The organism is Mycobacterium sp. 1245805.9, from assembly GCF_001672915.1.
Taxonomy (GTDB): Bacteria; Actinomycetota; Actinomycetes; order Mycobacteriales; family Mycobacteriaceae; genus Mycobacterium.
Window position 1 is genome coordinate 1 of sequence record NZ_LZKR01000047.1, and the last position, 24,295, is coordinate 24,295.

Consider the following 24,295-nt stretch of genomic DNA (forward strand, 5'->3'; position numbering starts at 1 on the left):
CACGCGCGGCGCGATTCGCTTGTGCCGCTGCAATTTTCGGGTGGCCAGGCCGGTATGACGGCGTCCATGCGGGCCTCCTTACGCGCGTGGTGGGCAAACTGTAACACGTTCTACCGATGCGCCATTGGGCGTCGGCTGGCCGGCGTCGCATCAGTAGCATTGGCCAGCGGCGGGGTCCCGCCACGGCACCGAAAGGAACCGCTCATATGACGACCGAGGCCGACGCCCATCGCCACACCCCGCAACTGATTCCGCGCCGGCTGCTGCGGAGCGGCCAGGTGCACCACCCGGCCGTCCTCGCCGAGGCCCGCAGGCGCAGCGAGAACCTGCAGCTGCGGCTGGCCGACCGGATAACCGCGTTTGCCGGCTCGATGAACTTCGTCTGGCTGCACGCAGCCCTGTTCGGCGTCTGGATGGTCTTCCTGGAACGCAATCCCTGGCCCACCCTGACCCTGGCGGTGTCACTCGAGGCGATCTTCCTGTCGACCTTCGTGATGATCGGTCAGAACCGTCAGGCGGCCTTCCAGCAGGCCCGCGCCGACCATGACTTCCAGACGCAGGACCTGGAGCTGAAGACCAACACCGAGCTCACCCGCGAAATTCACCTCCTCACCGAGGAACTGCACCGGCGCTATATCGGACCGCCGAGTTGACAACGGCCGCGACACGCGGCGAAAGGCATTGCCAGAGTGGGTGGTAGTACGAACACCCGCTCTAATGTGGGGGAGCAGATGTTGGAACTACAGGCGACGATGCGTCCACGAGTGGACGCCGCGCTGCGTGCCGCGGCGCGCGCGACGGCACCCCGACCCGCCGCGGCCAGGCGGGCCGCCAAGGACTTGCAACAAAACCTCGCGCCGGCCGTCGCGGCCGAGATCCGCTGGGCGTTCACACCGCCGCGTAACTGGCTGATGGGGGTGGTGGCCAACGTCGTCTTCGCCGCGGCGTGGCTGCTGGTGCAGCCGCTCACCCCCGGCCGCCACCACCACGACTGGGCGGTTTTGGTCGGCACCTACTTTTCCTCGTGGGTCCTCGCGGACGTCACCACCACCAACCTGCTCGGCGCCGACCACTACCGCGTCCAACAGGCGCTGTCGGACGGAGTGCCGTTCTGGCGAGTGCTCCTGATCAAGAACCTGGCGCTGCTGGCGATCGTCGGGCTGCCGACGCTGGTGACGGCGATGGCCCTCACCCTGTGGTTCCAGACGCCGGGAAGCCTGGCGGTGACCATCCCGACCGTCGCGGTGCCCATCGTGTCCTGGCTGGGCGTCGGCAATTTCTTCTCGGTGCTGCACCCGGTGAGCGTCGAGCCACTGCTTCGGCGGTGGCGGCAGCGTGGCGATCGTCGCCGCACCGGAGCCTGGATCCTGGCGCTGACGCTGCCCTACGCCCTGTACTACGTCGCCGACCCGATGAACGGCGTAGAACACCGCCTGCTGTGGACGAAAGTTCCGGCGTTGATCTGGCCGGTGTTCGGGCGTGACACAAAGAGCTTCGTGCACCTGGCCATCGCCATAACCGTCTGGATCGTGGGAACCGTCGCCGCGCTGGCGTGGGTGCGCAAGCGTGGGGTCCAGATCAGATGAGCCTCAGCTGGCGGAGTCGGGCCCTGCCCGCCGTCATTGCGCTGACGCGGGCGCGCGCATACCGCAGCGCGCAAACCGCCCGCGAGCACATCGATCGGCGCGCGGCGCACCCGCAGTTCTACGGACCGCCGCCGGGCTTGCGCAAGGACGTCAACCTGCACCTGGACCGGGAATCGGTTTGGCCGATCTACACCTTGACAGCGCAGTCGTTGCGCGAGCCGCAGCGCACGGTCGTCTACCTGCACGGCGGCGCCTGGGTCAACGAAATCGCTTCGCAGCATTGGAGATTGGCGGTGCAGATCGCCGCCGACGCACTCGTCCGGGTGGTCGTGCCGATCTATCCGCTGGTGCCGTTCGCGACCGCGGCCGAGGTGGTGCCCAGGCTCGCCGAGCTGGTTTCCGAGAAGGCGACGCCAGACCACAGTGTGTGCCTGGCCGGGGATTCCGCCGGGGGGCAGCTGGCCCTGTCGGCGGCGCTGCTACTGCGCGACGAACACCGCCTGGTCCTGCCCGAAACCGTGCTGATCTCGCCCGTTCTCGACGTGTCGCTGACCAACCCGTTGATCGACGCGGTCGACGATCCGTGGCTGACGCGGGTCGGCCTGCTGGAGTTCGCGCGGCGCTGGTGTGGTGACGTGCCGGTGACCGACCCCATGGTGAGCCCCCTGAACGCCGACCTGTCCGGCCTGGGACCACTGACCGTGTTCAGCGGCACCCGCGACATCCTCAACCCCGACGCGCGACTGCTGGCCGAAAAGGCCGCGGCGGCCGGCGTGCGGATCGACTACCACGAACAACCCGGCCTGGTGCACGTCTACCCCCTCACCCCGACGCCGGAAGGCCGCGCCGCGCGAGCGCTCATCGTCGAACAGTTGCGCGCGAACTGAAGCGCATACCGGACAAATCCGGGTCGCCGGTGCGATGATGGGCCTAATCGGCTGAGCCGCAGGTGCATTCATCGCCTTCAGAAGAGAGGGAAACACAATGACCGAACAGCCATCCGCCGGGTGGTACCCGGACCCGAGCGGCCAGCCCGGCCAAAAGTATTGGGACGGCCAGCAATGGCACGCCAACGTCCCCGCCGCGGTACCGGGCGTCGCTCCATACGGTGGCGCGCCGTACGGCGTCGACGCCTACGGGCGGCCGCTGTCGGACAAGAGCAAGCTCCTCGCCGGGCTGCTGCAGATCTTCGTCGGGAGTTTCGGCGTCGGCCGCTTCTACCTCGGCTACACCAACGTCGGTATCGCCCAAATCGCGGTGTCCTGGCTGACCTGCGGGATCGGCGCCATCTGGCCGCTGATCGACGGAATCATGATCCTCGTCGGCAAGGTGCCCGACGCGGAGGGACGCACGCTGCGCGACTGAGGCGCACGCCGGGCCTCAAGTATGGCCGCGCGTATTCTCGCGTTTGCGTGGGCAGTTGAGTCCACGGGGGAGGATCCGCCGATGACGACGCCCAACCAGCCCGGCTGGTACGACGACCCACGCGACCCCAGCGCCCAGCGTTACTGGGACGGCCAGACCTGGACAGCTCACCAACAGCGCAAACCCGATGCGCGGGCCGCGCGCCCGCCGGTCATGCCGCCGCAGCAACCCCCGCCCACGCCGTCCGCGGCGCCGACCCAGGTCACACCGCTACCGCCTCGGCCGCCGGGGTCCAATGTGCCCTCGGCGGCGCAGACCCGCGCCGCGCCGCTGCCCCCGCCGCCTCCGCGCGCGTCCGCGCCCACGGAGCCCCCACGCCTGCCCCGCCCGCCGTCTCAGCCGGCCAATCGACCGCCACCGCCGCGCTATTCACCACCCGGGCCGCCCCAGGGACCCGATACGCCCGCGCAGCCCCGCCCGAACGCACAGTCCGACGGCCTCGCGGCGGTCAAGGGCGTGGTCGCCACGATGTCGGTCCCGGCCTGGATCGTGCTGGGCGGACTTCTCGTCACCGTCATCTCGATCTTCCTGCCGTTCGCGACGGTCAGCTTCAAGCTGTTCGGCCGGACGCTGAGTTCACACGGCGTCGCCGCCGACGGAACGGCCAAGTTTGTCGTCATCCTGTTGGCCGTCGTAGCGGCGTTTTTGGCGTTACCCGCCGTATCGGGATCCCGAGTGCCGACCGCCCGGCTCATCGGGCTCAGCGTGGCGGTCGCCCTGCTGGGTGCCCTGACGTTCGTCTGGTTCCACACCGTGGCCACGAAGAACAACGAGGGCGAAGGCTTCGTCAACGTCACGCCGGCCTTCGGGATGATGGTGTACGCGGGGGCGGTGATCGTCACCGCGGTGGGCGTGGTGCTGCTATGGATGGAACGATCGAAGGCTGACCGGGCCTAGGAAGTTCCGGAGCGATTCGGTGTCCCGGCCAGCGGTCCTTCGCGGCGCGTCCATGTGACCGGTGTTGTTAATCTGGCGAAATGGACGACAGCGACAAGCGGGTGAAGTCGGCACTTGCCGCCACCAGTTGGGCGCTGCTGGGAATGATGTCCTACGAAGAGGAAGTCTCGGGATACGACCTCAAAAAGTGGATCGACTGGAGCGTCGATCTGTACTACTGGAGCCCGTCGTTCAGCCAGATCTACACGGAGCTGAAGAAACTCGAGGGTCTGGGGCTGGTCACCTCGCGCGTCGAACACGACGAGGGCGCCCGTAGTCGGCGGCTCTACAAGATCACCCGGGCCGGGATGGCGGCCGTCACCGAGTGGACCAACGAGGCGCCGGTGGACCCGCCGGTGCTCAAGCACAGCGTGCTGTTGCGAGTCACGTTCGGCCACCTCAGCAATCCGGCGCGGCTGAAGGAACTGCTGCAGGAGCACGTGGCCTACGTGGAAGCCAGGCATCGGAGAGCCGTCGAGGACGCTGATGGGGCCGAGGCCGAGCCGGCGTGGGCGTATTCGGTGCTCGCCCTGCGCTGGGCGGCGAAGTACTACGCCGCGGAGCGTGAGTTCGCGCTCGAACTGATGAAGGACATCGACGAGGCCGACACCATCATCCAGAAGGCCGAGAAGAGCGGTTTCGGCAAACCGCGGCCCACGCCGGGGTACTGGCGTGAGGTCGAGAAGCAGGTCGAGGCCAAGCGCGCAGCTGACTAGTCGGTTCCCGCTGCTTCGAGCGCCGCGATGTAGCCGTAGACCAGGCCCTGCGCGATCGTCGCGCCGGCCCCCGGATATGTCGTGCCAAATGCGTTGGCGGCGGTATTGCCGATCGCGTACAACCCGGCGATCGCGCTTCCATCCTCGCGCAGCACCCGCGCCCGTTCGTCCGCCTTCAGGCCCCCGCAGGTGCCCAGGTCGCTGAGCACCATTTTCACGGCATAAAACGGGCCCTTGACGAGCGGACGCAGGTTGGGGTTCGGGGTTATCGTCGGGTCGCCGTAGTAGCGGTCATAGGCGCTGCGACCCCGACCGAAATCGGGATCCTCTCCGGCGCAGGCGCTTTCGTTGAAACGGGCCATCGTCTGGGCGAACTCCGTCACCGGAACGCCGATGTGCGCGGCCAGCCCGGCGAGGCTGTCGGCCCGCGCCGCGATGCCCGCGTCGTACCACGCCTGCGGGATGGGCATCCGCGGAAACAGTTCCGCGCCAAACACATAGCTGTTGCGGTATTGCTGATCGAAGATGATCCACATCGTTTCGATCGGACTTCCCGACCGCTCCAGTTCGAGCAACCGTTGCCCGAACGTCATGTAGTCGGTCGACTCGTTGCAAAAACGGTGGCCGTGTTGGTCGACGATCAGGCAGCCGGGGAGTGACCGCTCGGCGAGCATGACCACGGGCGCCCTGCCGGGCAGTGGCGCGACGGCAGGGAACCACCAAGCCTGATCCATCAAATCGATGTCGGCGCCGAGTTCTTGCGCCGCACGGATGCCGTCACCGGTGTTGGATTCGGCGCCCAGGCTGAAGTTGGCACCCAGCGACTCTGACTGGAATTTCCACCGCATCTCCATGCTGTGGTCGAAACCCCCGGTGGCCAGCACCACCCCGCGCCGCGCCGTGATTCTCACCTCGCGGCCGTCGTGGTTCACGACCGCGCCGCTCACGCGGATATCGTCGCCATCGAGACGCAGCAGTGTGGTGTCGGTCCAGACTGGGATGCCGGCGCGCAGCACACCCGCGAACAGCCCAGCCGTCAGGCCCTGGCCGCCCGCCGCATAGCGTCGGCCCAGCAGACGACCGCCCACGCCCTGTGCCACCCGCTTGGCGAACGTCGGAATGCCCTTACGGGGCACCCGAACCACGAGGTTCATCCACCGGTAGTCGGCACCGGTCGTCGGGATCGAGAAGCCCGCCTCGAGCACGCCCGGCCGGAGTCGGGTGCGGTACTCACCGAGAATCGACGTGTCCAGTGGCCGGCACTCGCAGGTGCGCCCGGCCGCGCTGCCACCGGGCGCCTCGGGGTGGTAGTCGGAATAGTCGCGGGCCCAGAAGAGCCGCAGCGGGGTCATCCGGCGCAACATTTCAACCGTCGTGGACACATGAGCCACAAAGCCGACGGAACGCTCCGCTGGTGCCGACCCATCGACCACCGCGCCCAGATAGGTTGCGGCACGCTCGGCGGTGTCGTTGGCCCCGGCATCGGCCAGCACCGGTCCCGCGGGCAGCCACAGGGCGCCCCCGGACCGCGCGGTCGAGCCGCCCACGTGGGACGACTTCTCGACGATGAGCACCGACAGGCCCAGCTCATGCGCAGCCAGCGCAGCGGCCATGCCGGTGCCCGAACCGATCACCAGCAGGTCGACCACGGTATCGGCGACCGGAAGTCCGGCGGGAATCGTCGTGCTGTGCTGAGTCACGCTGAGAACGGTATGCCGGGCTGACGCGCCGAAGGAAGAGCCCTCCTGATGAGTGGAACACGCCAGCCCCATTGCGCGGCCCGCGAGTTGAATGGCGCCTATGACTTTGCAGTCGGATGCCGACCAAGTTCGGCTGATAGAAGCGCAGGCCACGCCGACGCGGTTCGCCCGCGGCTGGCACTGCCTCGGCCTGGTCCGGGACTTCGGTGACGGCAAGCCGCACGCGGTCAACGCCTTCGGGCAGAAGCTTGTTGTGTTCCGCAGCGGCGACGGCGACATCAACGTCCTGGACGGCTACTGCAGGCACATGGGCGGTGACCTCTCCCAGGGCGAGGTCAAGGGAAACGAGATAGCGTGCCCGTTCCATGACTGGCGCTGGGGCGGCGACGGCCGATGCAAGGAAGTCCCGTACAGCAGGCGCACCCCGCGGCTGGCCCGCACGCAGGCCTGGCACACGCTGGTGCAGGACGGCATGTTGTTCGTGTGGAACGACCCGGAACACAACCCGCCCCCACCCGACGTCAGCATTCCTCGCATCGAGGGCGCCACCAGTGACGACTGGACCGACTGGCACTGGTACACCACCGTCGTGAACACCAACTGCCGCGAAATCATCGACAACGTCGTGGACATGGCGCACTTCTTCTATATCCACGGCTCGTTGCCCACGCATTTCAAGAACATCTTTGAGGGACACGTTGCGACGCAGTACATGAATAGCTCGGGCCGCCCCGACCTGGGCGGAACCGAAGGTGCGCAAATGCTCGGCACCACGTCGGTGGCGTCGTACTGGGGGCCGTCCTTCATGATCGACGACCTGACCTACCACTACCCGGACGCTGACCACCACACGGTGCTGATCAATTGTCACTACCCGATCGATGCGAATTCCTTTGTGCTTCAATACGGCATCATCGTCAAGAAATCTGAAGCGTTGCCACAAGACCTCGCGATGCAGACCGCGATCAGTCTCGGTGACTTCGTCAAGCTGGGTTTCGAGCAGGATGTGCAGATCTGGCGCCACAAGGCGCGCATCGATAACCCGCTCCTGGTCGAGGAGGACGGCCCGGTGTATCAGCTGCGTCGTTGGTACCAACAGTTTTATGTCGACGTTGCCGACGTGCAGCCAGATATGGTGGACCGCTTCGAGTTCGAGCTCGACACCACCCGCCCCTACGAGGCGTGGATGAAACAGGTCGAGGCGAACATGGCCGCCCAGGCATGATGACGCTCGATTTGCCCGTCAGCGACGACAATCGCCTGGCTGAGATGCCAATGATTCCGGTGGCCTGCCGCGCCTGCGGCGCACAAGTGCTGGCCCGCAAGAGCAGCTGGAACCAGACCAGTGTGCAGTGGACTGCCGACGCGACCGCCCGGTGTGCCGAACGCCTTGACGCGAAGCGGATCTCGGCACCCGGGAGCCGCGGGGTGTTCCTCGCGTGCTCGGCCCTGAGCGAATCGATTGTCGATGCGGTGCGATGCGGGGCGCTGTCGATCGTCGACGAAACAGTGCGCGCCACAACCTGACTCGGGAACTATCCCTTTTCCAGCGTGAACTGGCACAAATCGGTGTAGCCGTCGCGGAACAACTCGGCGCAACCGGTCAGGTACCTCATGTACCGGTCGTAGACCTCTTCCGATTGGAGCGCGATCGCATCGCTCTTGTGGGCCTCCAGGGCCGTCGCCCACATGTCGAGCGTCCTCTTGTAATGCGGCCGCAGCCGATGGATCCGGCTGACGCTGAACCCGGCCGCCGTGGAATTCTCTTCTACCATTTCCACCGTCGGCAGCCGGCCGCCGGGAAAGATCTCTTCCAGAAGGAATTTCACGAAACGGATATGCCACATCGTCAACGGAAGGGTGCGCTGGCGGATCTGCTCCCGGCTCAACACCACGATGGTATGGAGCAGCATCGTGCCGTCGGCCGGCAGCATGTTATAGGCCCACTTGAAGAAGGGGGCGTGGCGGTCGTAGCCGAAATGCTCGAGCGGGCCGATCGCGACGATCCGGTCCACCGGCTCGTGAAACTGCTCCCAGCCCTGCAGCAGCACCCGCTTGGAACGGGGGCTGTCCGATGCAGCGAACAACTTTTCGACGTAGGCCACCTGATTCCTGCTCAGGGTCAGGCCGACCACGTTGACGTCGTACTTCTCCACGGCACGAAGCATCGCCGAGCCCCAACCGCAGCCCACATCGAGGAGCGTCATGCCCGGCTGCAGGCCGAGTTTGCCCAGCGCCAGGTCGATCTTGGCGATCTGGGCCTCTTCCAGCGTCATGTCGTCGCGCTCGAAATAGGCGCAGGTGTACGTCCGCGTCGGGTCTAGGAACAGCGCGAAGAAGTCGTCGGAAAGGTCGTAATGCGCCTGCACGTCCTCGAAGTGGGGCCGCAGGCTCTGAGCGCTTTCTGGCATGCGTCCTCTCGCCACGGCTCGGGCGGTAACCCTCTGCCGACTTCACACCTGGGCGGGGTTCCCGCGACTAATCCGCACCATTCGGTACGGGAGGCTACACGAATTCGGCGCTATAGCGAGGTAGGGAACCAGGCGATTTCAACGCAATCGTTTGCGCGGTTTTGATTCTGTTGGGCCCGTGATTATTGGCCATTGCCATTACGCCAGCCGGATCAGGTCCGAATCGACCGGAAGGCAAGTAGCCGGGCCACACAGCAGCGTCTCGGTGGGTTCGACTAAGTCACAAAGAGTCCCGGCCGCGGCAAGCGCGTAACCCTTGAAGACCCGCGCCGCTGGGCTTAACACGTGTTGGACCCTGGTCATCGCTCGATTGACGCCAGCGGTCCGCCCCTGACCCCACAACGCGACTTCAGTCAGATGGTGGTCAATGGCTTTGCATACCTGCTCGCGGACAAGGGCGTCCGTGGTAAACACCTCAGCGCTGACCGCCAAACTTCGGCCCGTGCCGTCCGACGGCGACAGAAACTCCGATAAGGACGTTGACTTGAGGTCCACGGTGCGCAGGCCGAGGATCCGCAGCGGCCGGGCATCAGGCGCATCGGTGAGCACCGATACCACCCATCCCGCCCTGACCCGGTCAAATAGCCAGCCGCCCGCCGATCGCACGACGTCGACGGCACTGGCGGCAACAACGTCCAGCCGATATCGCAGAACCTGTTCGTTCGCACGGCCTCCGTTGATTTCGGCACTCGGGACCATCAAATCGTTCCTTGCTTTCCGGCCGCCATGGGTCCGATCGGCGGAATCTGGCACACGTGACTCGATGACTTCCCCGATTCGACGGCAGAGTTCAGGCGTGCGCGCCGCCGTCGATCCGGATCTCGGTACCGGTGATGAATGCGCCGTCGTCGGAGGCGACCATGGCGATTACCGATGCCACGGCGCTCGGGTCGCCCAGGATGGGATTGTCTGCCCCGTGCAGCAGCGGTGTCTGCTTGGCCCAGAGGCCGAGGTCGTAACCCTCGGGCATCTTGTCCAGGGTGGTGAGCGCGAGGGCCGTGGAGACGCCGCCAGGCTGAATGTTGACTGCGCGCAGCCCCTGTTTGGAGTATTCGAGCGCCAGAGAGTGCGTGAATGACAACACTCCACCTTTGCTGGCGGCATACGCCGCCATGTAGGGATGCGCGAACGATGCCGCGGTGGAGGTGAAGTTGACCACCACGCCGCGACCGGAGGCCAGCAGCGCCGGAAGCGCCTGGCGTGTCATCAGGAAGGTGCCCGTCAGGTTGACCGCCAGGGTGGCGTTCCAGTCGGCCAACGTGTGCTCGTGCGTGTTTGCGCAGCGCTGGATGGCGGCCGCGTTGACAAGCACTTCGAGCCCGCCGAGTTCGGTCAGCGCCGCGTCCACCGCGGCCGTTACGGCGCCCTCGTCGGAAATGTCGAGGACCGCGGTGGTCAGTCGCTTACCGGTGCCGGCATCGTCGGCGGCCGCCGCGGTTCGCGCCAGCCCGTCCGCCGAGACGTCGTAGGCCACGACTGTGGCGCCCTCATCGAGCAACCGGGCCACGGTAGCCTGTCCGATCCCGGAACCCGCTCCGGTCACGACGACGCGTCTGTCTGCGAAACGATCCATCAGCCAAGCCCTTTCGGTTATGCCAGCTGAAAGGCGCTGAGTGGGGCTTCCTCGGGGTAGACCGCCGGGCCGCCGAGGTCGTATGCGGCATTGAGGGCGCTGACGAACTCCGGATCGTGCAGCGGTTCGCTGGGGATGTCGAGCTTGACGCCCTTGCTCTTCAGGTCGTCGACCATGATGTCGATGGCCTTCTCGACCGAAAGGTCGTCGGAGCCCTCCATGTTCTTCCTCAGCTCGTCGTAGTCCGCGAACACCTCGGCCGACCAGTGCACCAGGAAGCGCAGTTCGTCAGTATGGTGGCGGGCGATCACATCGTCACCGTTCTTCAGCAACCAGTAGTCGCGGTGACTCGGGTCGCCGGTGAACATCGTGTCGAAGGCCAGGCCGGCCGGAATCTGTTGAGCCAGGGGTCCGTTGGCCTCGCCGCGGTGCACCATCATCTCGTTCTGGACGACGATGCCGCGGTTGTTGATCGGGGGCAGGATGCGCTTGGGTTCCTTGAGCGGCCCATCGGGCCAGTAGGTGAAGCCGCTGCCGGCATCCAAGGAGAACCAGGTGATTACCTGGGCCATCTTGATCAGGTAGTCCTGGAAAAGCCCGGATTTGCCCATCACGCTGGTCAGCCAGGTTGGGGCATTCTCGTGCCGCACACCGCGGAAGCTCGGCGAATCCAGGTGCCCCGGGTCGCGGTTGGCGCACGGACCGTTGATGTTGAACAACATCAGCTGCGGCTTGGCGTATTCGGCTCTCCAGTAGGCCTTGGCCAGCTGCAGGAAGCGCTCGTTGTAGAAGCAGTCGTGCAGTTGCGGGTAGAGCACCGCGCCGTAATTGGCCAGGTAGCCGCGGAACGTCGGGGTCAGGAACAAATCCAGCGACGGGGTGAATCCCTCCGGGAACATCCCACTCATCGTGGCCATCAGCTCGTCGGCCGACGCGAAGTGTTGGGCGATGATCAGCTTCCACGGGCCTTCCGCCCGCACCACGTCGAGCATCCGCTCGCGCTGGTCATCGGTGTAGACGTTGTCGATTTCGCGTGGCGGTGCGGCCGGCCGCAGCACGTTGGAAAGCGCCATTCGCCGATCGTCGGTGAGCATCAGCTGTCTCCTTTTGCAGGTCTGCAATCGATCGATTGTGGTCGGGGCCAGCGCGATACGGCCGATCGTTGTCCGGTCACCGGGACGTCAAAAACGAACGGGGTGGCCGAACTTGGCCCGCAGCAGCGCGCCGATCTCGGCGATGGCCAGCCGGCCGCGCGCGGTCGCGTCGGAGCGCATCAAAAACCCGTGGTACACACCCGGATAGCGGGTGCAAGTGACCTGCACGTCTGCGTCGCGTAGGCGATCGGCGTATCGCTCGCCCCAGTCGCGGATGGGATCGCAGCCGCCGGTCACCACGATCGCCGGCGGCAGGCCGGACAGGTCGGAGGCATAGGCGGGCACCAGATACGGGTCGGTGGGCGGACCCGCGTCAGCGTCGACGAGGGCGTGCATGTAGTCGATGTCGTCGCGCGCGAGCAGCGGCGCATCAGCCAGCGCGCCAATGGAAGGGGCGGACATGTCGCGGTCCAGCCCGGGATACAGCAGCACCTGTGCGCAGATCGACGGCCCACCGCGGTCACGGGCGGCCAGCGCGACTGCCGCGGCGAGCGAGCCACCGGCGCTGTCGCCGACCACCGCGAGCCGCTCGGAGTCGACGCCCAAGCCGGCGGCGTTTCGGGAAACCCACTGGGTCGCGGCGTACGCATCGTCGAACTGCGCCGGCGGTTGGAACTCCGGGGCCAACCGGTACTCGACCGCCACGACGGTGGCTGCTGACCTCGACGCCAGCTCACGCGCTAGCGGTTCGAACGAATGATTGGAGCCCATGACAAGTCCGCCGCCGTGGAAGTAGACGAGCACCGGTTGCACTGGATCATCGATGGGACGGTAGATGCGTGCCGGGATCGCCCCGGCCGGTCCGGGGATGGAAGCCTCAGCGATGCGGGCCATCTCAGGCATTGCGTCGGGCAGGGGAGCGGATTCCAGCCCGGCGCGCACCGCCGCCAGGCCACGTCGGCGCATGGGCGGGATCTCACCGAAGGACGCGACGCGCGCCGCGGCGTCGGGATCCAGCGTGGGCGTCGCCATGTCAGTGGTTTGTTGTGCCGAAGCGGCTTTCGGTGCGCAGCGCCGGGGGGTGTTGTGAGGCAAGCACATCGGCCCGCTCGGCCATCGCGGCGCCCACCGTGTCGGGATGGGTGTGCAGGTAGAAGCGCCCGTCGGTGGCCTGCTGGAACAATGTCTCGGCGGCTTCCGTCGGGTCCATGGCCGTGCCTTTGAGGTCCAGCATCGCGGAGCGTTGCGCCTCGGCGGCGGCGACGTCACCGGCACCACTGGCATCGATTCCGCCGGCCGATTCGAAGATGTTGGACGACACGGGGCCGGGCAGCACGGCTTGCACGTGAATGTGATTGGCGTGCCCGGCGGATTCAACCTCGAGGTACAGGCACTCGGTCAACGCCAGCACCGCGTGCTTGCTGACGATGTAGGGGGCCTGCAACGGAATCGCCACCACCGCGCCGACCGACGCAACGTTCCACACCCACGCCCGCTCGTCGGTGGCCATCATCTTCGGCAGGAAAGCCCGCACGCCGTAAAAGACGCCGCTGACGTTGATGTCGATGGTGCGCCGCCAGTTGGCCACCGGTGTGTCCCACAGATAGCCGAACTGTTCGACGCCGGCGTTGTTGACCAGCAAGCGCACCGCGCCGACATCCCGATAGACCCGCTCAGCGAGGTCCTGCACGGCGTTGGGGTCGCGCACGTCGCAGACGACGTCGACCGCCGACCCATCCGCGGCACGCAGTTCGTCGGCGATCCGCGCGGCCGCCGCCCCGTCGATGTCCGCCAGCACCACGGTCATTCCCAGTGCGCTGGCATGGCGCGCCAATCCGGCGCCGAGGCCGGAGCCGGCTCCGGTGACGACGGCGACCCCGCCGGAAAATGCTTCTCTGGCAGTCACGAACCCGCGGTGCTGTCGGCGGCCAACTCCGACAGCAGCACCGAGTTGGTGGCGTCGAGGACGACGTCCATCTCGGTGAACTGAAGGCCGCTGGCCCCGCGCCGGACGCCGACGTTGACGACCCCGCTGGACACGGCGAACGGCACAAAGTTGGCGATCTGGTTGACAAAAATGTAGAACCGCGCCCGGGTGACGTCACCGTCTGTGCCGGTGCGGTGCACATTCGTGGCGTGGTGGCGCAACGGATACGGGCTCTGCTCCCGGTGCGCCGTCAGCCATTCCATCACCGCTTCGCGACCGTTGAGCTCCGGTGACATCAGTTCCTCGAAAGGGCTTGCGCCGGAGTCGCTTCGGGTCAGATAGTGCACATCGTCGGCGTAGCCGGCCGCCATCTCGTCGTAGTGGGCCTCGTCGTAGTGGTACCAGAAGCCGGCGATGAACTCCTGCAATTCGGGCAGCGTGATGTCGTTGGCCATGGGGCTAGTCAACTCCGGGTGCGGCCCGGGTGACAGGCCCGATGCCCGGTCAGTGGAACATGGTCTCTGCCAGCGGTCACCGGCGTCGCGTGGGAATGTGCGGTCCTATCGCGGACCGGCCGGACGGGGCGACAGGGAGGCAAGTGTCATCTCGATGCCCATTCGCAACCCGGATTTCAAGCGGCGGAAGTTGCCGTCCTCCACCCAGCGAACGTATGCGTGTCTGCAGCATTGGATCACGAGTTGCGCCGGCAGTTCCCGGTGAAAGGGGTCCGCACCGAGGTCGAACCGCGCGGCAAGAAACTCTGAGATGGGCTCGGCCAGGTTTTGCCCCCAATCAAGCCAGCGCAGTCGGTATTGCGGATCTTTGATCATCAGCGACAGGAACCGGCGGTCCGTCTCAACCTGCCCGCGCTTGGGGACTTCGGTGCTGAATGCCTCCACCAACGTGTCGACGGCATTGCTCGTGGCTGGCGCGTCTCGGAGGACTTGAACGCTCAGCCTGCCGAACTCGCGAAACAGCGGCATGACGACGTCTTCTTTGACCGGAAAGTGGCGGTGGAAGGTGCGAGGCGCGATGCCGGCCGCCTCGCAGATGCGCTCGACAGTCGCGGACGTCGACCCCTCGGTCAGGAAGATGTCGCGCGCGGCTATCGCGATATCCAGGCGGAGCTGCTCCGCGCGCCGTTCGCTCAAAGTCGGCTTAGCGGGCGCAGTCACGTCGGGCTCCTTTTCCGCGTATGGGTTGAATCGTGATCCAGACCGCGTCCGGTGTCCCACTCAGTGGCCATCTTGAGTGTTCCGGCGGTGTCGGGTCTGCCTAACATGCTGCTGTCAGATTCTGCCACAAAATGCAGAATCTGACAGGGCGCGACATCGCTACAGAGGAGGACCTCCAATGACCACGGCAGAAGCCGACTTGAACTACGACGATTACACGCACGACTTCATGGGCAAAGTCGGCAACATCCAAGACTTCTCGAGGGGGTTCCTGCTGGGACTGGCCCGCGTCTTCGAGGACACCCTGAACTTCGTTCCCCACGCTCACGTCACCACCTATGCCCCAAAGGTAGGCATCAGCACCGCCATGGACGTTGCCGCGGAGGTGTCACGCGCCGGGATGCGACAGGTAATGCCCATGGGCCGGTTCATCGCACCGCCAGGCTGGGACTGGAAGAATGCCCAGTACCAAGCGATCCCGTTCGATGTCCAGACCGAGGACCTCACGAAAGAGGCTCTCATCCGGCTGATAAAGACCTACTGGGACCAATATCTCAAGGGGCACAACTACTTCATCGATCAGTGGACGAAGATCCTCCCGGAAGACGAAGTCTGGCTGGGTCTGCCAGACATGTATCAACTGATCATCGATTACGAATACCCCAAGTTGGCCAAGGTGCTCGGGATCGAGCCGGTGCATGTCGTCGACTACCTCAAATTGGCCTGCCTCAGCATCGACGGAACACTCGGCTACGGCGGTGAATACATCGTGCACAATCCCGACCACGTGGTCCTCAACATGCGGCGATGTGAAGTGCTGCAAAAATACACCGACGAAGGCCTCTACCCACCGGCACGCGCCTGGATGAACTGCACGTTCGAGCAGCGGATTTCCGCTCCGTTCTTTCCCGGCTGCAAACTCGACATCAACTTGCCGCCAAAGGATTTCAAGTTCGCCCAAGGCGAGCCATTCTGCGTCTGGACCTACACCCGCGGCGAGGAAAACCATCGAGCTGCCGCGGCCGCGCCCGACCCCCGGGCCAGCGCCATGAAGAAGATTCCCATCATCGGAGTCTCCTGACCGATTCCACAGCCTCGGTCTGGTCAGCAGTCGCTGAACGGAAACGTTCTCGCAGCTCGCGTTTGAGCAGCTTGCCGCTGGGATTTTTCGGCAACGAGTCGACGAAGAAGACTCGTTTGGGTGTTTTGAATCCTGCCAGGTGCTCTCGACAGTGTGCGACGACGTCCTCCTCCGTCAGTGTCACGCCGGCGCGGGGCACGATCGCCGCCACCACGGCCTCCACCCACAGCGGGTGCGCCAGGCCGAAGACCGCAACCTCTCGAATGCCGCTGTGACGGTAGAGGACCTCCTCGACCTCGCGGCTGGCGACGTTCTCACCGCCGGTCTTGATCATGTCCTTTTTGCGGTCGACGACGTGCAACAGCCCGTCCTCGTCGTAGAAACCCAGGTCGCCCGAGTGGAACCAGCCGCCCCTGAAGGCATCGGCGGTGCGTTCCGGGTCGTCGAGGTAGCCGAGCATCAAATGTGGACTGCGGTGCGCGATTTCACCGACGACCCCGGCAGCGACCGGGATGTTGCCTTCGTCGAGGATCGTTGTATCCACGTTGGCTACCGGACGCCCGGCCGAACCGGCGTGTGCGTCCTGCTCATCGGGTCCCAGCGCGGAGGCCAACGGTGCCATTTCCGTCTGGCCGTAGAAATTCCACAGCCGCAAACTCGGCAGCCGTTGCCGCAGCTCGGCCAGGATCTCGACCGGCATCGGCGAGGCGCCGTAGTAGCCCTTGCGCAAGCTCGACAGGTCCACCTCGTCGAACACCGGCGATCGCAGCAGCGAGATCCACACCGTCGGGGGAGCGAAGTAGTTGGTGACCCCGTACCGCTCGATCGTGCGAAGCACCGTTTCGGGGTCGGGTTGCGGCAGGATGATGCTGGTGGCGCCGAGGTAGATGTCGGTGGCCAGGAAGTTGTCCAGCTGCGCGCAGTGATAGAGCGGCAGCGAGTGGATTTCGACGTCGTCGTGGGCCATCTCGCCGGCCAGAATGGTGCTGACGTACTGCCACATCAGGCTGCGGCTGGTGTGCATGGCCGCCTTCGGATGGGACTCGGTGCCGCTCGTGTACATCAGCCGCACCAGCTGGTCGTCGTCGACGTGCGGGTTGGGCGCCGCGGTGTCGGTGGTCAGCCACCGCGCGAAATCGTCCCAGCCGGACGGGCTGTGCTGACCGGCGGGCACGAGAGCGACGCGAGTCTTGACCACCCCACCGCGCCGCATCGCCTCTTCGGCCGTCGCCGCCAAATCCGCTTCGACAATGAATCCGCCGGCCCGGCTGTGGTCGAGGATGTAGGAGATCTCCTCGGCGGTCAGCATGAAGTTGACCGGGACCAGCACCACCCCGGCCCGGGCCGTCGCGAATGCCAGCACGGCGTACTGCCAGCAGTTGTGCGACAGGAGGGCGACGCGATCCCCGGGCCCAAAGCCGTTGTCGTGCAACGCCGCCGCCGCGCGGTCGACCAGCCTGTCGAACTCGGCGAAGCTCAGCACGACGTCGCCGTCGATGACCGCGGTCTTGTCCGGTTGTCGGCGGGCCGACCGGCGGGGGATATCACCGAGCCCGTGGCTGCGCGCCTGCGCGATGGTCGCGTCCAGGTCGTCGGACTGCATGTCCGCCACGTTAGGCGCCGACGTGGAGTCGGGTGCCGTCGGCGTCCCGCTGAGTAGACAGGGACCCGCACATCTGTGCGGACGGCCCCGATACTCGTCGACATGAGCGCTGGTGCCCCCGTCACGACCGAAACCCACGGACGGGCGGATTTGGATCCTGACGAGCTGCGGGCCAACCTTTCCCAGGCGGACCCTGGCGTGCTGGTCGCCGTGCTGGCGCAACTGACCGGCGACCCGGCGGTGGTTGACCGGTTCGCAGCAAAGATCTCTCATGTGCCCGACCCCCCGGAGCAGGCCGGTGTCACCGACCCCGAGACGGCCGCAGCGCTCGTCGATGCGGTGGTCGCGGCACTGCGTTCACCCCGCGCGGCCAATGCGGTACCGGCCGACGACCCGCGGCTGTTCGCGCGGATCGCGCCGGTGGCGCTCGGCGGCACTGTCGACTCCGAATACATCCCGCTGCTGTTGGAGCAGGGCGGGTTTCAGCCGTCACAGCCGGTACTGCCGCGCACCGCCAAGCTCCCGGATGGCTTTCGGGTCGCGATCGTCGGCGCGGGTATCGCCGGGCTGACCGCCGCGCTGGAGTTGGCCGATGCCGGCATCGACTACCAGATCTTCGACCGAAACGACGAAGTCGGGGGCACCTGGTACACCACCACCTATCCGGGCATCGGCGTGGACACACCATCGGCGTTTTACTCGCTGTCGCGGGATGTCAAAGGGGATTGGTCCAGCTACTACCCCATGGGCGCGGAGTACCAGTCCTACCTGGTTTCGGTGGCCGACAAGAACAATCTGCGGAACCGTACCCGGTTTGGTACCGAGGTCGATGCTCTCTGGTGGGACGAAACGCGCAGCCAATGGCAGATCCACTCGGTCGGCCCCGACGGTGCCCGAGACGTGACTTATGCCAACGTGGTGATCCCGGCCGCCGGTTACCTCAACCGGCCCCGCTGGCCGGATTTGCCTGGCCGCGAAACGTTCTCGGGAGTCTCCATCCATTCCGCGCTGTGGGATCCCGCCCTGGACCTGACGGGCAAGAGGGTTGCCGTCATCGGCGCCGGTTGCACCGCGGTGCAGATCGTCGACGCCTGCGTGGACCAAGTCGCGCACCTGACCGTGTTCCAGCGTCAGCCCCATTGGGTGGCGCCGCGACGGCGGGCGACCGACGATGTTCCCGACTACCAGCGCTGGCTGGGCACCCGGCTGCCGTACTACGCGAATTGGGTGCGGCTCAAATCGTATTGGGGCACATCGGACAACAACTACCCGGTGATCCTGCATGACCCGGAATGGGCGGCCGAGCACCTGTCGATCTCACCGGCCAACGACGCGCTGCTGAAGATGTGCCTGGATTACATCGACCGGGTGTTCGGCGCCGACAGCGAGCTCGCCCGCAAGGTGACTCCCGACTTCGCTCCCTATGGCAAGCGGATCATCCGGGATCCCGGCGGTTATTACGCCGCGCTGGCGCGGGAGCACGTCGACGTTGAGGCCAGCGAGCCGGCCCGGGTCAACGCGGCCGGGATCGTGACGGCCGACGGCCGGCAGATCGACCTCGACGTCATCATCTACGCGACCGGCTACTACCTCGATTTCCTTTCCACCGTGGACATCCGGGGCCGCGGCGGCAGGACGCTGAACGAGGAGTGGGGCGACATCCCGCGCGCCTACCGCGGCGGGATGGTGCCCGGCTTCCCGAACATGTTCATTTCCTCGGCGCCCAATTACAGCCCGGGCCACGGGGCCGGCCACAACTTCGGCGTCGAGGTGATGGTGCACTACGTCATGGAGTGCCTGCAATTGATGGCGCTACGCAAAGCCGTCACCATCGAGGTGACGCAGAGCGCATACGAGCGCTACGTCGCCGACATCGATGCGACGATGGCCGGCACCGTCTGGTGCCATACCCCCTCCGCCCATACCTACTACCGCTCCGGAGGAGGGCGGATCGTGACCGCCTTCCCGTATCGCCTCATCGACTTCTGGCGCGACCATAGGGCTCCGCTCGAAGAGGATCTCACGCTGCGATGAGCCGGTTACTCTGCGGCAAAACGGCTTTGGTAACGGGCAGCAGCCGGGGAATCGGCCGCGCAATCGCGCAGCGGCTGGCCGCCGAAGGCGCCACCGTGGCGGTCACGGCCCGGTCGCACACGCCGTCCTTGTCGATGCGCGCCGGAACGACGTCCGCGCTGCCGGGCACCATCGACGAGACCGTCGAGCTGATCGAGGCCGCCGGCGGCCAGGCGTTCGGCGTCGCGGCCAACCTGGAGGACGCGGAGCAGCGCGATGGATTGCTCGACGCGGTGCTCGACCGCACCGGCCGGATCGACATCCTCGTCAACAACGCCGGTTTCGCCGACTACTCCCTGGTCGAGGATATGAGCCTGGAAACCTTCGACCGCACGGTGGAACACTACCTTCGGGTTCCATTCGTCCTCACGAAATCCGCTGTGCCGCACATGCGCAAGCAAGGCGCGGGCTGGATCGTCAACGTCGGCTCGGTCACGGGCGTCGCGCCGGTACGGCCATACCGGGACTACAACAAGACGGCCGGCGACGTCATCTACGCGTCCATGAAGGCAGCGCTGCACCGCTTCACCCAGGGCGTGGCCGCCGAACTGCTCGACGCCAACATCGCGGTCAACTGCGTCGGACCGTCGACGGCCGTCCGCACCCCTGGCGCGGCCGCGCTGATCCCGGAGTCTTTCCCGACCGAACCCGTCGAATACCTGGCCGAAACCGTACTGGCGATGTGCCACCTGCCCGCGGCCGAGCGCACCGGACTGGTCGCGTTCAGCCTGCATTACCCGTGGTCGCAGCGGCTGCCGGTGCACAGCCTGGATGGCACGAGGCTGTTGCCTCCATTGCAGCCGCCGGCGACGGCCAATCCGAATATCTCCGCCACGGGACTTTGACGCGCAAGCCGATCAGCTCGCGCTGTTTTCGGCTGCCTTGGTTTATCCGCTCAGCCGCAGAACGGCCGTGTCGCTCCGGCAGAAACTGTGGCAGACGCGATCGCGCACGATGACGTCGGGACATTCGGGATCAAACCAGCGATCTACCACCGCCCAGTGGATCGGATGCATCAGATAGGGGCCCATGAGCCCGTCCGCGTCCGTAAAGAGTTGTTCGAACACGTGAGTCCACGTCGAGGTTCCGGTCGATTCGTCCACGCTGCTCAGTTGCCAGTCGGTGATCGTGCGCACGTAGCGCGGCATCAGTTGCAGGTCGGCCTCGAAACGCGCGATCGCGGCCCCGTCGGTGCCGGGCACCACGCTTAACAGCAGCGCCCGATACACGGTTCCCGGCTCGCGGCGGGTTTGCACGGGCATTCCCGAGTAGGCCGCGCCGTTCATCCGGATGACCGCGGGGTCGTCTAAGACCTCAGCGAAACGTCCCGCTACGCAATCCCATTGGTCTTTCGTGCCGAACCGAAGGTGGGCCAGGATGTCGCCACCGTTGCGCGAGCCCGACAGCGTAGGTTCCACCACCCAACGCTGCGCCCCCGCGTCGGACGCCGCGCAGCGCAACGCGGCGAGCATCCGGTCGCGGTCTGGTTCGGCGACGTCGATCAGCCGGGTGACGCTATACATCGCAAAGTGCGTCCACGTCGCCAGCGGCCGCGGCGAATGACCGGGACCGCTCGGCCACCAAATCGCCTATCCGCGCCCACCACTGGCCCAGCGCGGGATCGGGCCGGCCTTTCCAGGTCATCTCCCACCAGGCCTGTGCGTCGGGCAATGTCCAGGTGATGGTGATGGTGTTGACGTGTTCGTCATCGAACCAGATGGGCGGGCTCACCAGGACGTCGCGCAGCGCCATGCCCCGTTCTCGCGCGCCGGGCGCGTATTCGGTGAGGTACGCGTCGACGAATTGCCGGGCGCATCCCGGCCGTGTGACCACCCGGTCGATCACGAAGACTTCACCACCGGCCATGAGCCGACCGTATGGCATCGGTCCGGCTCGGAGCGGCTGGCTCCCGACCATCGGGAACCTCCCGTTGACCGGCGCAGCAAGCCGGGTAACTGTAGCCGGATGAGCACAGCCCCGCCGGACCCGTTCGCACCCGCCACCTTGGGTCCGGTGACGTTGCGCAACAGAGTGATCAAGGCCGCTACATCGGAAGGCCGCTCACCTGACGGCCTGGTCACCGATGACTTGATCGACTTCCACCGCGCATTCGCCCTTGGCGGGGTTGGCATGACGACGGTCGCTTACTGCTGTGTGGCGCCCGACGGGGCCAGCGCGCCAGGGCAGATCGTGATGAGCGAGGCGGCCCTGCCGGGCCTACGACGGCTGACCGATGCCGTGCATGCCGAAGGGGCCGCAATCTCGGCGCAACTGGGCCACGCCGGCGTGGTGGCGCAGAAGAAGCTCACCGGGGTGACCCCGGTGGCGCCTAGCCGGTTCATCAATCCTGTGTCCATGGGTTATTGCCGGGCGATCCCGCGCGCGGGGATCGCCACCGTGATCGACCAGTTCGGTGCCGCGGCCCGCGTTGCCGCCGACGCCGGCTTCGACGCCGTGGAACTGCATTTTGGCCACCTGTATCTGCCGAGCTCGTTCCTGAGCCCCATCATCAACCGCCGCAGGGACGAATACGGCGGCGACATCGACAACCGGTCGCGGTTCTGTCGCGAGATCGCGCGCCGGGTGCGCGACGAGATCGGCGAGCGCATCGCGGTGACGGCCAAGCTGGACATGGACGACGGTGTGCCTGGCAGCATCTGGGTCGACGAGGCGTTGCGGACCGCGGCACTGCTGGATGCCGACGAAACGCTCGACGCGATTGAATTGACCCAGGGCTCTTCGGTGTTCAAGCCGATGTACCTTTTCCGCGGCGATGTGCCGGTGAAGGAGTTCGCCCGGGTCGTCCCGCAGCCGATGCGCACGGGCATTCGGGTCATGGGCAAATGGGCGATGGGTGAATACCCGTACCACGACCTGTACATGCTCGAGAACGCCCGGCAGTTTGTTCCGGTGATGCGCAACACGAAGCTGATCTTGCTGGGCGGCATCACGAACCGCGACCACGTCGAGACCGGCATGCGGGAAGGCTTCGATTTCGTGGCGATGGGGCGGGCGTTGCTGCGAGAGCCCGACCTGGTCGCCCGGATGGTCGCCGACCCCACGGCGCGTAGCCGGTGTACGCACAACAACAAGTGCATGGTCACGGTGTTCGGCCGGACGCACTGCGTGCTGGATCCCCGGCAGCATTACGGCGCCGCAGAGCCGTTGCGCGCGCAGGTCTTACCGATGCAACAGATCGGCTAGCGCCGCCGCGGCCGCTTTGCGGGCCTGATGCGCGATGTCGAGCATCGGCATCGTCATAAAGCCGTGGATGCCACCGTCATAACGCAGTTGGACGGTCGGGACGCCGGCGTCCTGTAAGGCCGCGTCGAAGGCCAGTCCTTCGTCGCGCAGCGGGTCATGTCCGGCAATGACGATGACGGCGGGTGCCAGCCCACGCAGGTCCGCGTTGATGGGAGTGGCATACGGGTGCGCGCGGTCGGCTACCGACGGCACGTACTGATCCCAATACCACTGCAGGGCCGGCGTTGGGTTGTAAAAGCCGCGGCCGAACAACCGATAGGACTCGTTCTGGAAGTTCGCCGCCAGCACCGGGTAGATCAGGAACTGGGCGGCCAGTGGCGGGCCGCCTCGGTCGCGTGCCATCAGCGCGGTCACGGCGGCCAGGTTGCCGCCGGCACTGTCGCCGCCCACCGCGAGGCGGTCCGGGTCGCCGCCGAGGTCGGACGCGTTGCGCGCCGCCCATCGGATCACTGCGTACACGTCGTCGGCCGCCGCCGGCCAGCGATGCTCCGGCGCCAGCCGGTAGCCCACCGAGATCACCACGGCGGGAATGCGATTCGCGATGTCGCGGCAAAGCGCGTCGTGGCTGTCCAGGTCGCAGAACACGAAACCGCCGCCGTGGGCGTACACGAGAATCGGCAGGCTTGTGTCGCGGCTGTCGGGCCGGTAGACACGGACCGGAATGCGGGCGCCCGGTCCTTCGATCACGTCGTCGCGAACCTCGGCGACGTGCGGGGGCTTGGCGGGTGGCACGAACCTGGAGCGGATGAGCGCCCGGGCCTCCGCACCACTCATGGTGTGCACCGGCGGGAAGCCCGCGTCGAGCATGTCGATCAGGGGCGCGATCTGCGGATCGAGGGTCACGCGTACTGCAGCGCCGGACGGGCCGGGCGCAGCGGCCGCAGCGGCTGCAGGGCCGGCGCGACGCGCTGGGGGCCGTCCTCGACGTTCCGCCAAATGCCCATCGCGGTCATGCGCACCGGCGCGACCAGTCGCTGGTCGAACATCATGCGGTTCATCGGACCGCACACCGAGACGGCGGCTATGACTTCCTGGCCCTCACCGGGGCCACCGATCGGCGCTGCCACGCAACCGAATCCGAGCAGCGACTCCTCCCGTTCGAACGCGACTCCGTGGGCGCGCACCTTGGCCAACTCGACGGCGAGCTGCGGGCCGCTGGAGATCGAGTATTTCGTCTTGCGAACGCGCAAATCGACCTCGGCGTCGTCGCGGTACGCGAGGATCGCCTTCCCCACGGCGGTACAGTGCGCGGGCTGGCGACCGCCCACCCGCGTGGGTAACCGTTGGTCGCCGATCTTGTCCAGGTAGACGACGTCCGCGCCGTCCAAGACCGCCAGGTGTACGACAAGCCCTGTGGCGCGGTGCAACTCGCCGAGCAACGGCCCGGCCGCGCGCACCAGGCGATCCTGGTGCACGGCCAGCGAGCCCAGCTCCACCAGGCGCATGCCCAGTTCGTAGTCACGACCGCTGCGGCGCAGCCACCGCAGCTGCACCAGGCGCTCGAGCATGCGGTGCGCTGACGAGCGCGGCAGGCCGGTGCGGCGCACGATCTGCGCCAGGGTGAGCCGGCCCGGACCGTCGAACGCGTCGAGGACCAGTGAGATGCGGTCGATCACGGCCGTCGGAGTCTCGGCAGTCTTGACGGCTGATGTCATCGGACCTCCATCTATC

27 protein-coding genes are annotated in these 24,295 nt (G+C 66.3%); 12 read left to right on the plus strand and 15 right to left on the minus strand.

Translation table 11 applies throughout. The features are described from left to right. Positions 1-202 precede the first annotated feature (202 nt). Positions 203-445, minus strand: coding sequence for a hypothetical protein (locus A9X00_RS32740; RefSeq protein WP_369830728.1), 243 nt, complete (start codon positions 443-445; stop codon positions 203-205). Between A9X00_RS32740 and A9X00_RS07505 the strand changes: the two genes are divergently transcribed. The 6 genes from A9X00_RS07505 (at position 351) to A9X00_RS07530 (ending at position 4,663) form a co-directional block, all read left to right on the plus strand. After that, on the plus strand, positions 351-653 hold the full coding sequence (locus tag A9X00_RS07505) for a DUF1003 domain-containing protein (protein WP_369830729.1): 303 nt from the start codon (positions 351-353) through the stop codon (positions 651-653). The two genes, A9X00_RS32740 and A9X00_RS07505, sit on opposite strands and share 95 nt — an antisense overlap. Before the next feature lie 78 nt (positions 654-731). Beyond that, entirely contained in the window at positions 732-1,586 is an 855-nt protein-coding gene (locus tag A9X00_RS07510) for a hypothetical protein (protein WP_067151490.1), read from the plus strand. After that, positions 1,583-2,473, plus strand: coding sequence for an alpha/beta hydrolase fold domain-containing protein (locus A9X00_RS07515; RefSeq protein ID WP_067151287.1), 891 nt, complete (start codon positions 1,583-1,585; stop codon positions 2,471-2,473). Before A9X00_RS07510 ends, A9X00_RS07515 begins: the two co-directional genes overlap by 4 nt. Positions 2,474-2,570: 97 nt before the next feature. Next, a complete protein-coding gene (locus A9X00_RS29665) occupies positions 2,571-2,951 on the plus strand; it encodes an NINE protein (RefSeq protein ID WP_082974838.1) in 381 nt (126 codons plus the stop codon). Between the two features lie 81 nt (positions 2,952-3,032). Then, a complete protein-coding gene (locus A9X00_RS32315) occupies positions 3,033-3,908 on the plus strand; it encodes a DUF2510 domain-containing protein (RefSeq protein WP_197515092.1) in 876 nt (291 codons plus the stop codon). A gap of 80 nt (positions 3,909-3,988) precedes the next feature. Then, a complete protein-coding gene (locus A9X00_RS07530; RefSeq protein WP_067151293.1) occupies positions 3,989-4,663 on the plus strand; it encodes a PadR family transcriptional regulator in 675 nt (224 codons plus the stop codon). Here A9X00_RS07530 and A9X00_RS07535 read toward each other — a convergent pair. Then, positions 4,660-6,363, minus strand: a complete 1,704-nt coding sequence (locus tag A9X00_RS07535) for a 3-ketosteroid-delta-1-dehydrogenase (protein ID WP_067151296.1) — start codon at positions 6,361-6,363, stop codon at positions 4,660-4,662. The two genes, A9X00_RS07530 and A9X00_RS07535, sit on opposite strands and share 4 nt — an antisense overlap. A gap of 100 nt (positions 6,364-6,463) precedes the next feature. Between A9X00_RS07535 and A9X00_RS07540 the strand changes: the two genes are divergently transcribed. Together A9X00_RS07540 and A9X00_RS07545 are read left to right on the plus strand one after the other, a co-directional pair. Then, positions 6,464-7,588, plus strand: coding sequence for a Rieske 2Fe-2S domain-containing protein (locus A9X00_RS07540; RefSeq protein WP_067151299.1), 1,125 nt, complete (start codon positions 6,464-6,466; stop codon positions 7,586-7,588). Next, positions 7,588-7,890 carry a ferredoxin gene (locus A9X00_RS07545; RefSeq protein ID WP_067151302.1) on the plus strand — a complete coding sequence of 101 codons (303 nt, stop codon included), beginning with the start codon at positions 7,588-7,590 and terminating at the stop codon, positions 7,888-7,890. Before A9X00_RS07540 ends, A9X00_RS07545 begins: the two co-directional genes overlap by 1 nt. A gap of 8 nt (positions 7,891-7,898) precedes the next feature. On the opposite strand, the gene A9X00_RS07550 is transcribed toward A9X00_RS07545, so the two are convergent. The 8 genes from A9X00_RS07550 to A9X00_RS07585 form a co-directional block, all read right to left on the minus strand. Next, positions 7,899-8,774 (minus strand): cyclopropane mycolic acid synthase family methyltransferase, encoded by an 876-nt coding sequence (locus A9X00_RS07550; protein WP_067151305.1) that lies wholly within the window; start codon positions 8,772-8,774, stop codon positions 7,899-7,901. Between the two features lie 198 nt (positions 8,775-8,972). Beyond that, the gene (locus A9X00_RS07555; protein ID WP_156771978.1) at positions 8,973-9,533 is read right to left on the minus strand and encodes a hypothetical protein; all 561 of its coding nucleotides are present in this window, start codon (positions 9,531-9,533) and stop codon (positions 8,973-8,975) included. Positions 9,534-9,624: 91 nt separating this feature from the next. Continuing rightward, the gene (locus A9X00_RS07560; RefSeq protein WP_067151311.1) at positions 9,625-10,407 is read right to left on the minus strand and encodes an SDR family NAD(P)-dependent oxidoreductase; all 783 of its coding nucleotides are present in this window, start codon (positions 10,405-10,407) and stop codon (positions 9,625-9,627) included. 17 nt (positions 10,408-10,424) lie between these two features. Then, positions 10,425-11,501, minus strand: coding sequence for a hypothetical protein (locus tag A9X00_RS07565; RefSeq protein WP_067151313.1), 1,077 nt, complete (start codon positions 11,499-11,501; stop codon positions 10,425-10,427). 87 nt (positions 11,502-11,588) lie between these two features. Further along, on the minus strand, positions 11,589-12,533 hold the full coding sequence (locus A9X00_RS07570) for an alpha/beta hydrolase (RefSeq protein WP_067151317.1): 945 nt from the start codon (positions 12,531-12,533) through the stop codon (positions 11,589-11,591). 1 nt (position 12,534) lies between these two features. Then, positions 12,535-13,407 (minus strand): SDR family NAD(P)-dependent oxidoreductase, encoded by an 873-nt coding sequence (locus A9X00_RS07575; RefSeq protein WP_067151320.1) that lies wholly within the window; start codon positions 13,405-13,407, stop codon positions 12,535-12,537. Next, positions 13,404-13,883, minus strand: coding sequence for a nuclear transport factor 2 family protein (locus A9X00_RS07580; RefSeq protein WP_067151324.1), 480 nt, complete (start codon positions 13,881-13,883; stop codon positions 13,404-13,406). The genes A9X00_RS07575 and A9X00_RS07580 overlap by 4 nt, the downstream gene beginning before the upstream one ends. A gap of 105 nt (positions 13,884-13,988) precedes the next feature. After that, entirely contained in the window at positions 13,989-14,603 is a 615-nt protein-coding gene (locus A9X00_RS07585; RefSeq protein ID WP_067151327.1) for a TetR/AcrR family transcriptional regulator, read from the minus strand. Positions 14,604-14,781: 178 nt separating this feature from the next. On the opposite strand from A9X00_RS07585, the gene A9X00_RS07590 reads away from it, so the two are divergent. Then, entirely contained in the window at positions 14,782-15,684 is a 903-nt protein-coding gene (locus A9X00_RS07590) for a hypothetical protein (protein WP_067151330.1), read from the plus strand. On the opposite strand, the gene A9X00_RS07595 is transcribed toward A9X00_RS07590, so the two are convergent. After that, the gene (locus A9X00_RS07595) at positions 15,668-17,287 is read right to left on the minus strand and encodes an acyl-CoA synthetase (RefSeq protein WP_067151333.1); all 1,620 of its coding nucleotides are present in this window, start codon (positions 17,285-17,287) and stop codon (positions 15,668-15,670) included. The two genes, A9X00_RS07590 and A9X00_RS07595, sit on opposite strands and share 17 nt — an antisense overlap. Before the next feature lie 102 nt (positions 17,288-17,389). On the opposite strand from A9X00_RS07595, the gene A9X00_RS07600 reads away from it, so the two are divergent. Beyond that, a complete protein-coding gene (locus tag A9X00_RS07600; RefSeq protein ID WP_067151336.1) occupies positions 17,390-19,321 on the plus strand; it encodes an NAD(P)/FAD-dependent oxidoreductase in 1,932 nt (643 codons plus the stop codon). After that, the gene (locus A9X00_RS07605) at positions 19,318-20,205 is read left to right on the plus strand and encodes an SDR family oxidoreductase (protein ID WP_067151338.1); all 888 of its coding nucleotides are present in this window, start codon (positions 19,318-19,320) and stop codon (positions 20,203-20,205) included. The genes A9X00_RS07600 and A9X00_RS07605 overlap by 4 nt, the downstream gene beginning before the upstream one ends. A gap of 42 nt (positions 20,206-20,247) precedes the next feature. Here the strand turns inward: A9X00_RS07605 and A9X00_RS07610 are convergent, their stop codons facing one another. Next, positions 20,248-20,883, minus strand: coding sequence for a Dabb family protein (locus tag A9X00_RS07610; protein ID WP_067151341.1), 636 nt, complete (start codon positions 20,881-20,883; stop codon positions 20,248-20,250). Then, on the minus strand, positions 20,876-21,226 hold the full coding sequence (locus A9X00_RS07615) for a hypothetical protein (RefSeq protein WP_067151344.1): 351 nt from the start codon (positions 21,224-21,226) through the stop codon (positions 20,876-20,878). The genes A9X00_RS07610 and A9X00_RS07615 overlap by 8 nt, the downstream gene beginning before the upstream one ends. A 99-nt stretch (positions 21,227-21,325) precedes the next feature. Between A9X00_RS07615 and A9X00_RS07620 the strand changes: the two genes are divergently transcribed. Then, positions 21,326-22,564 carry an NADH:flavin oxidoreductase gene (locus A9X00_RS07620; protein ID WP_067151348.1) on the plus strand — a complete coding sequence of 413 codons (1,239 nt, stop codon included), beginning with the start codon at positions 21,326-21,328 and terminating at the stop codon, positions 22,562-22,564. Here A9X00_RS07620 and A9X00_RS07625 read toward each other — a convergent pair. Both A9X00_RS07625 and A9X00_RS07630 read right to left on the minus strand, forming a co-directional pair. Further along, entirely contained in the window at positions 22,541-23,467 is a 927-nt protein-coding gene (locus tag A9X00_RS07625) for an alpha/beta hydrolase (RefSeq protein WP_067151351.1), read from the minus strand. The genes A9X00_RS07620 and A9X00_RS07625 overlap by 24 nt on opposite strands. Continuing rightward, complete coding sequence (locus A9X00_RS07630) at positions 23,464-24,279, minus strand: IclR family transcriptional regulator (protein ID WP_067151354.1); 816 nt, start codon at positions 24,277-24,279, stop codon at positions 23,464-23,466. The genes A9X00_RS07625 and A9X00_RS07630 overlap by 4 nt, the downstream gene beginning before the upstream one ends. Between the last annotated feature and the right edge of the window lie 16 nt (positions 24,280-24,295).

Bases quoted from the DNA above. Each gene is read 5' to 3' on its own strand.
- A9X00_RS07510 (WP_067151490.1), top strand. From the start codon at position 732: ATGTTGGAACTACAGGCGACGATGCGTCCACGAGTGGACGCCGCGCTG.
- A9X00_RS07515 (WP_067151287.1), top strand. From the start codon at position 1,583: ATGAGCCTCAGCTGGCGGAGTCGGGCCCTGCCCGCCGTCATTGCGCTG.
- A9X00_RS29665 (WP_082974838.1), top strand. From the start codon at position 2,571: ATGACCGAACAGCCATCCGCCGGGTGGTACCCGGACCCGAGCGGCCAG.
- A9X00_RS32315 (WP_197515092.1), top strand. From the start codon at position 3,033: ATGACGACGCCCAACCAGCCCGGCTGGTACGACGACCCACGCGACCCC.
- A9X00_RS07530 (WP_067151293.1), top strand. From the start codon at position 3,989: ATGGACGACAGCGACAAGCGGGTGAAGTCGGCACTTGCCGCCACCAGT.
- A9X00_RS07540 (WP_067151299.1), top strand. From the start codon at position 6,464: ATGACTTTGCAGTCGGATGCCGACCAAGTTCGGCTGATAGAAGCGCAG.
- A9X00_RS07545 (WP_067151302.1), top strand. From the start codon at position 7,588: ATGACGCTCGATTTGCCCGTCAGCGACGACAATCGCCTGGCTGAGATG.
- A9X00_RS07550 (WP_067151305.1), bottom strand. From the start codon at position 8,774: ATGCCAGAAAGCGCTCAGAGCCTGCGGCCCCACTTCGAGGACGTGCAG.
- A9X00_RS07555 (WP_156771978.1), bottom strand. From the start codon at position 9,533: ATGGTCCCGAGTGCCGAAATCAACGGAGGCCGTGCGAACGAACAGGTT.
- A9X00_RS07560 (WP_067151311.1), bottom strand. From the start codon at position 10,407: ATGGATCGTTTCGCAGACAGACGCGTCGTCGTGACCGGAGCGGGTTCC.
- A9X00_RS07565 (WP_067151313.1), bottom strand. From the start codon at position 11,501: ATGCTCACCGACGATCGGCGAATGGCGCTTTCCAACGTGCTGCGGCCG.
- A9X00_RS07570 (WP_067151317.1), bottom strand. From the start codon at position 12,533: ATGGCGACGCCCACGCTGGATCCCGACGCCGCGGCGCGCGTCGCGTCC.
- A9X00_RS07580 (WP_067151324.1), bottom strand. From the start codon at position 13,883: ATGGCCAACGACATCACGCTGCCCGAATTGCAGGAGTTCATCGCCGGC.
- A9X00_RS07590 (WP_067151330.1), top strand. From the start codon at position 14,782: ATGACCACGGCAGAAGCCGACTTGAACTACGACGATTACACGCACGAC.
- A9X00_RS07595 (WP_067151333.1), bottom strand. From the start codon at position 17,287: ATGCAGTCCGACGACCTGGACGCGACCATCGCGCAGGCGCGCAGCCAC.
- A9X00_RS07600 (WP_067151336.1), top strand. From the start codon at position 17,390: ATGAGCGCTGGTGCCCCCGTCACGACCGAAACCCACGGACGGGCGGAT.
- A9X00_RS07605 (WP_067151338.1), top strand. From the start codon at position 19,318: ATGAGCCGGTTACTCTGCGGCAAAACGGCTTTGGTAACGGGCAGCAGC.
- A9X00_RS07610 (WP_067151341.1), bottom strand. From the start codon at position 20,883: ATGTATAGCGTCACCCGGCTGATCGACGTCGCCGAACCAGACCGCGAC.
- A9X00_RS07615 (WP_067151344.1), bottom strand. From the start codon at position 21,226: ATGGCCGGTGGTGAAGTCTTCGTGATCGACCGGGTGGTCACACGGCCG.
- A9X00_RS07620 (WP_067151348.1), top strand. From the start codon at position 21,326: ATGAGCACAGCCCCGCCGGACCCGTTCGCACCCGCCACCTTGGGTCCG.
- A9X00_RS07630 (WP_067151354.1), bottom strand. From the start codon at position 24,279: ATGACATCAGCCGTCAAGACTGCCGAGACTCCGACGGCCGTGATCGAC.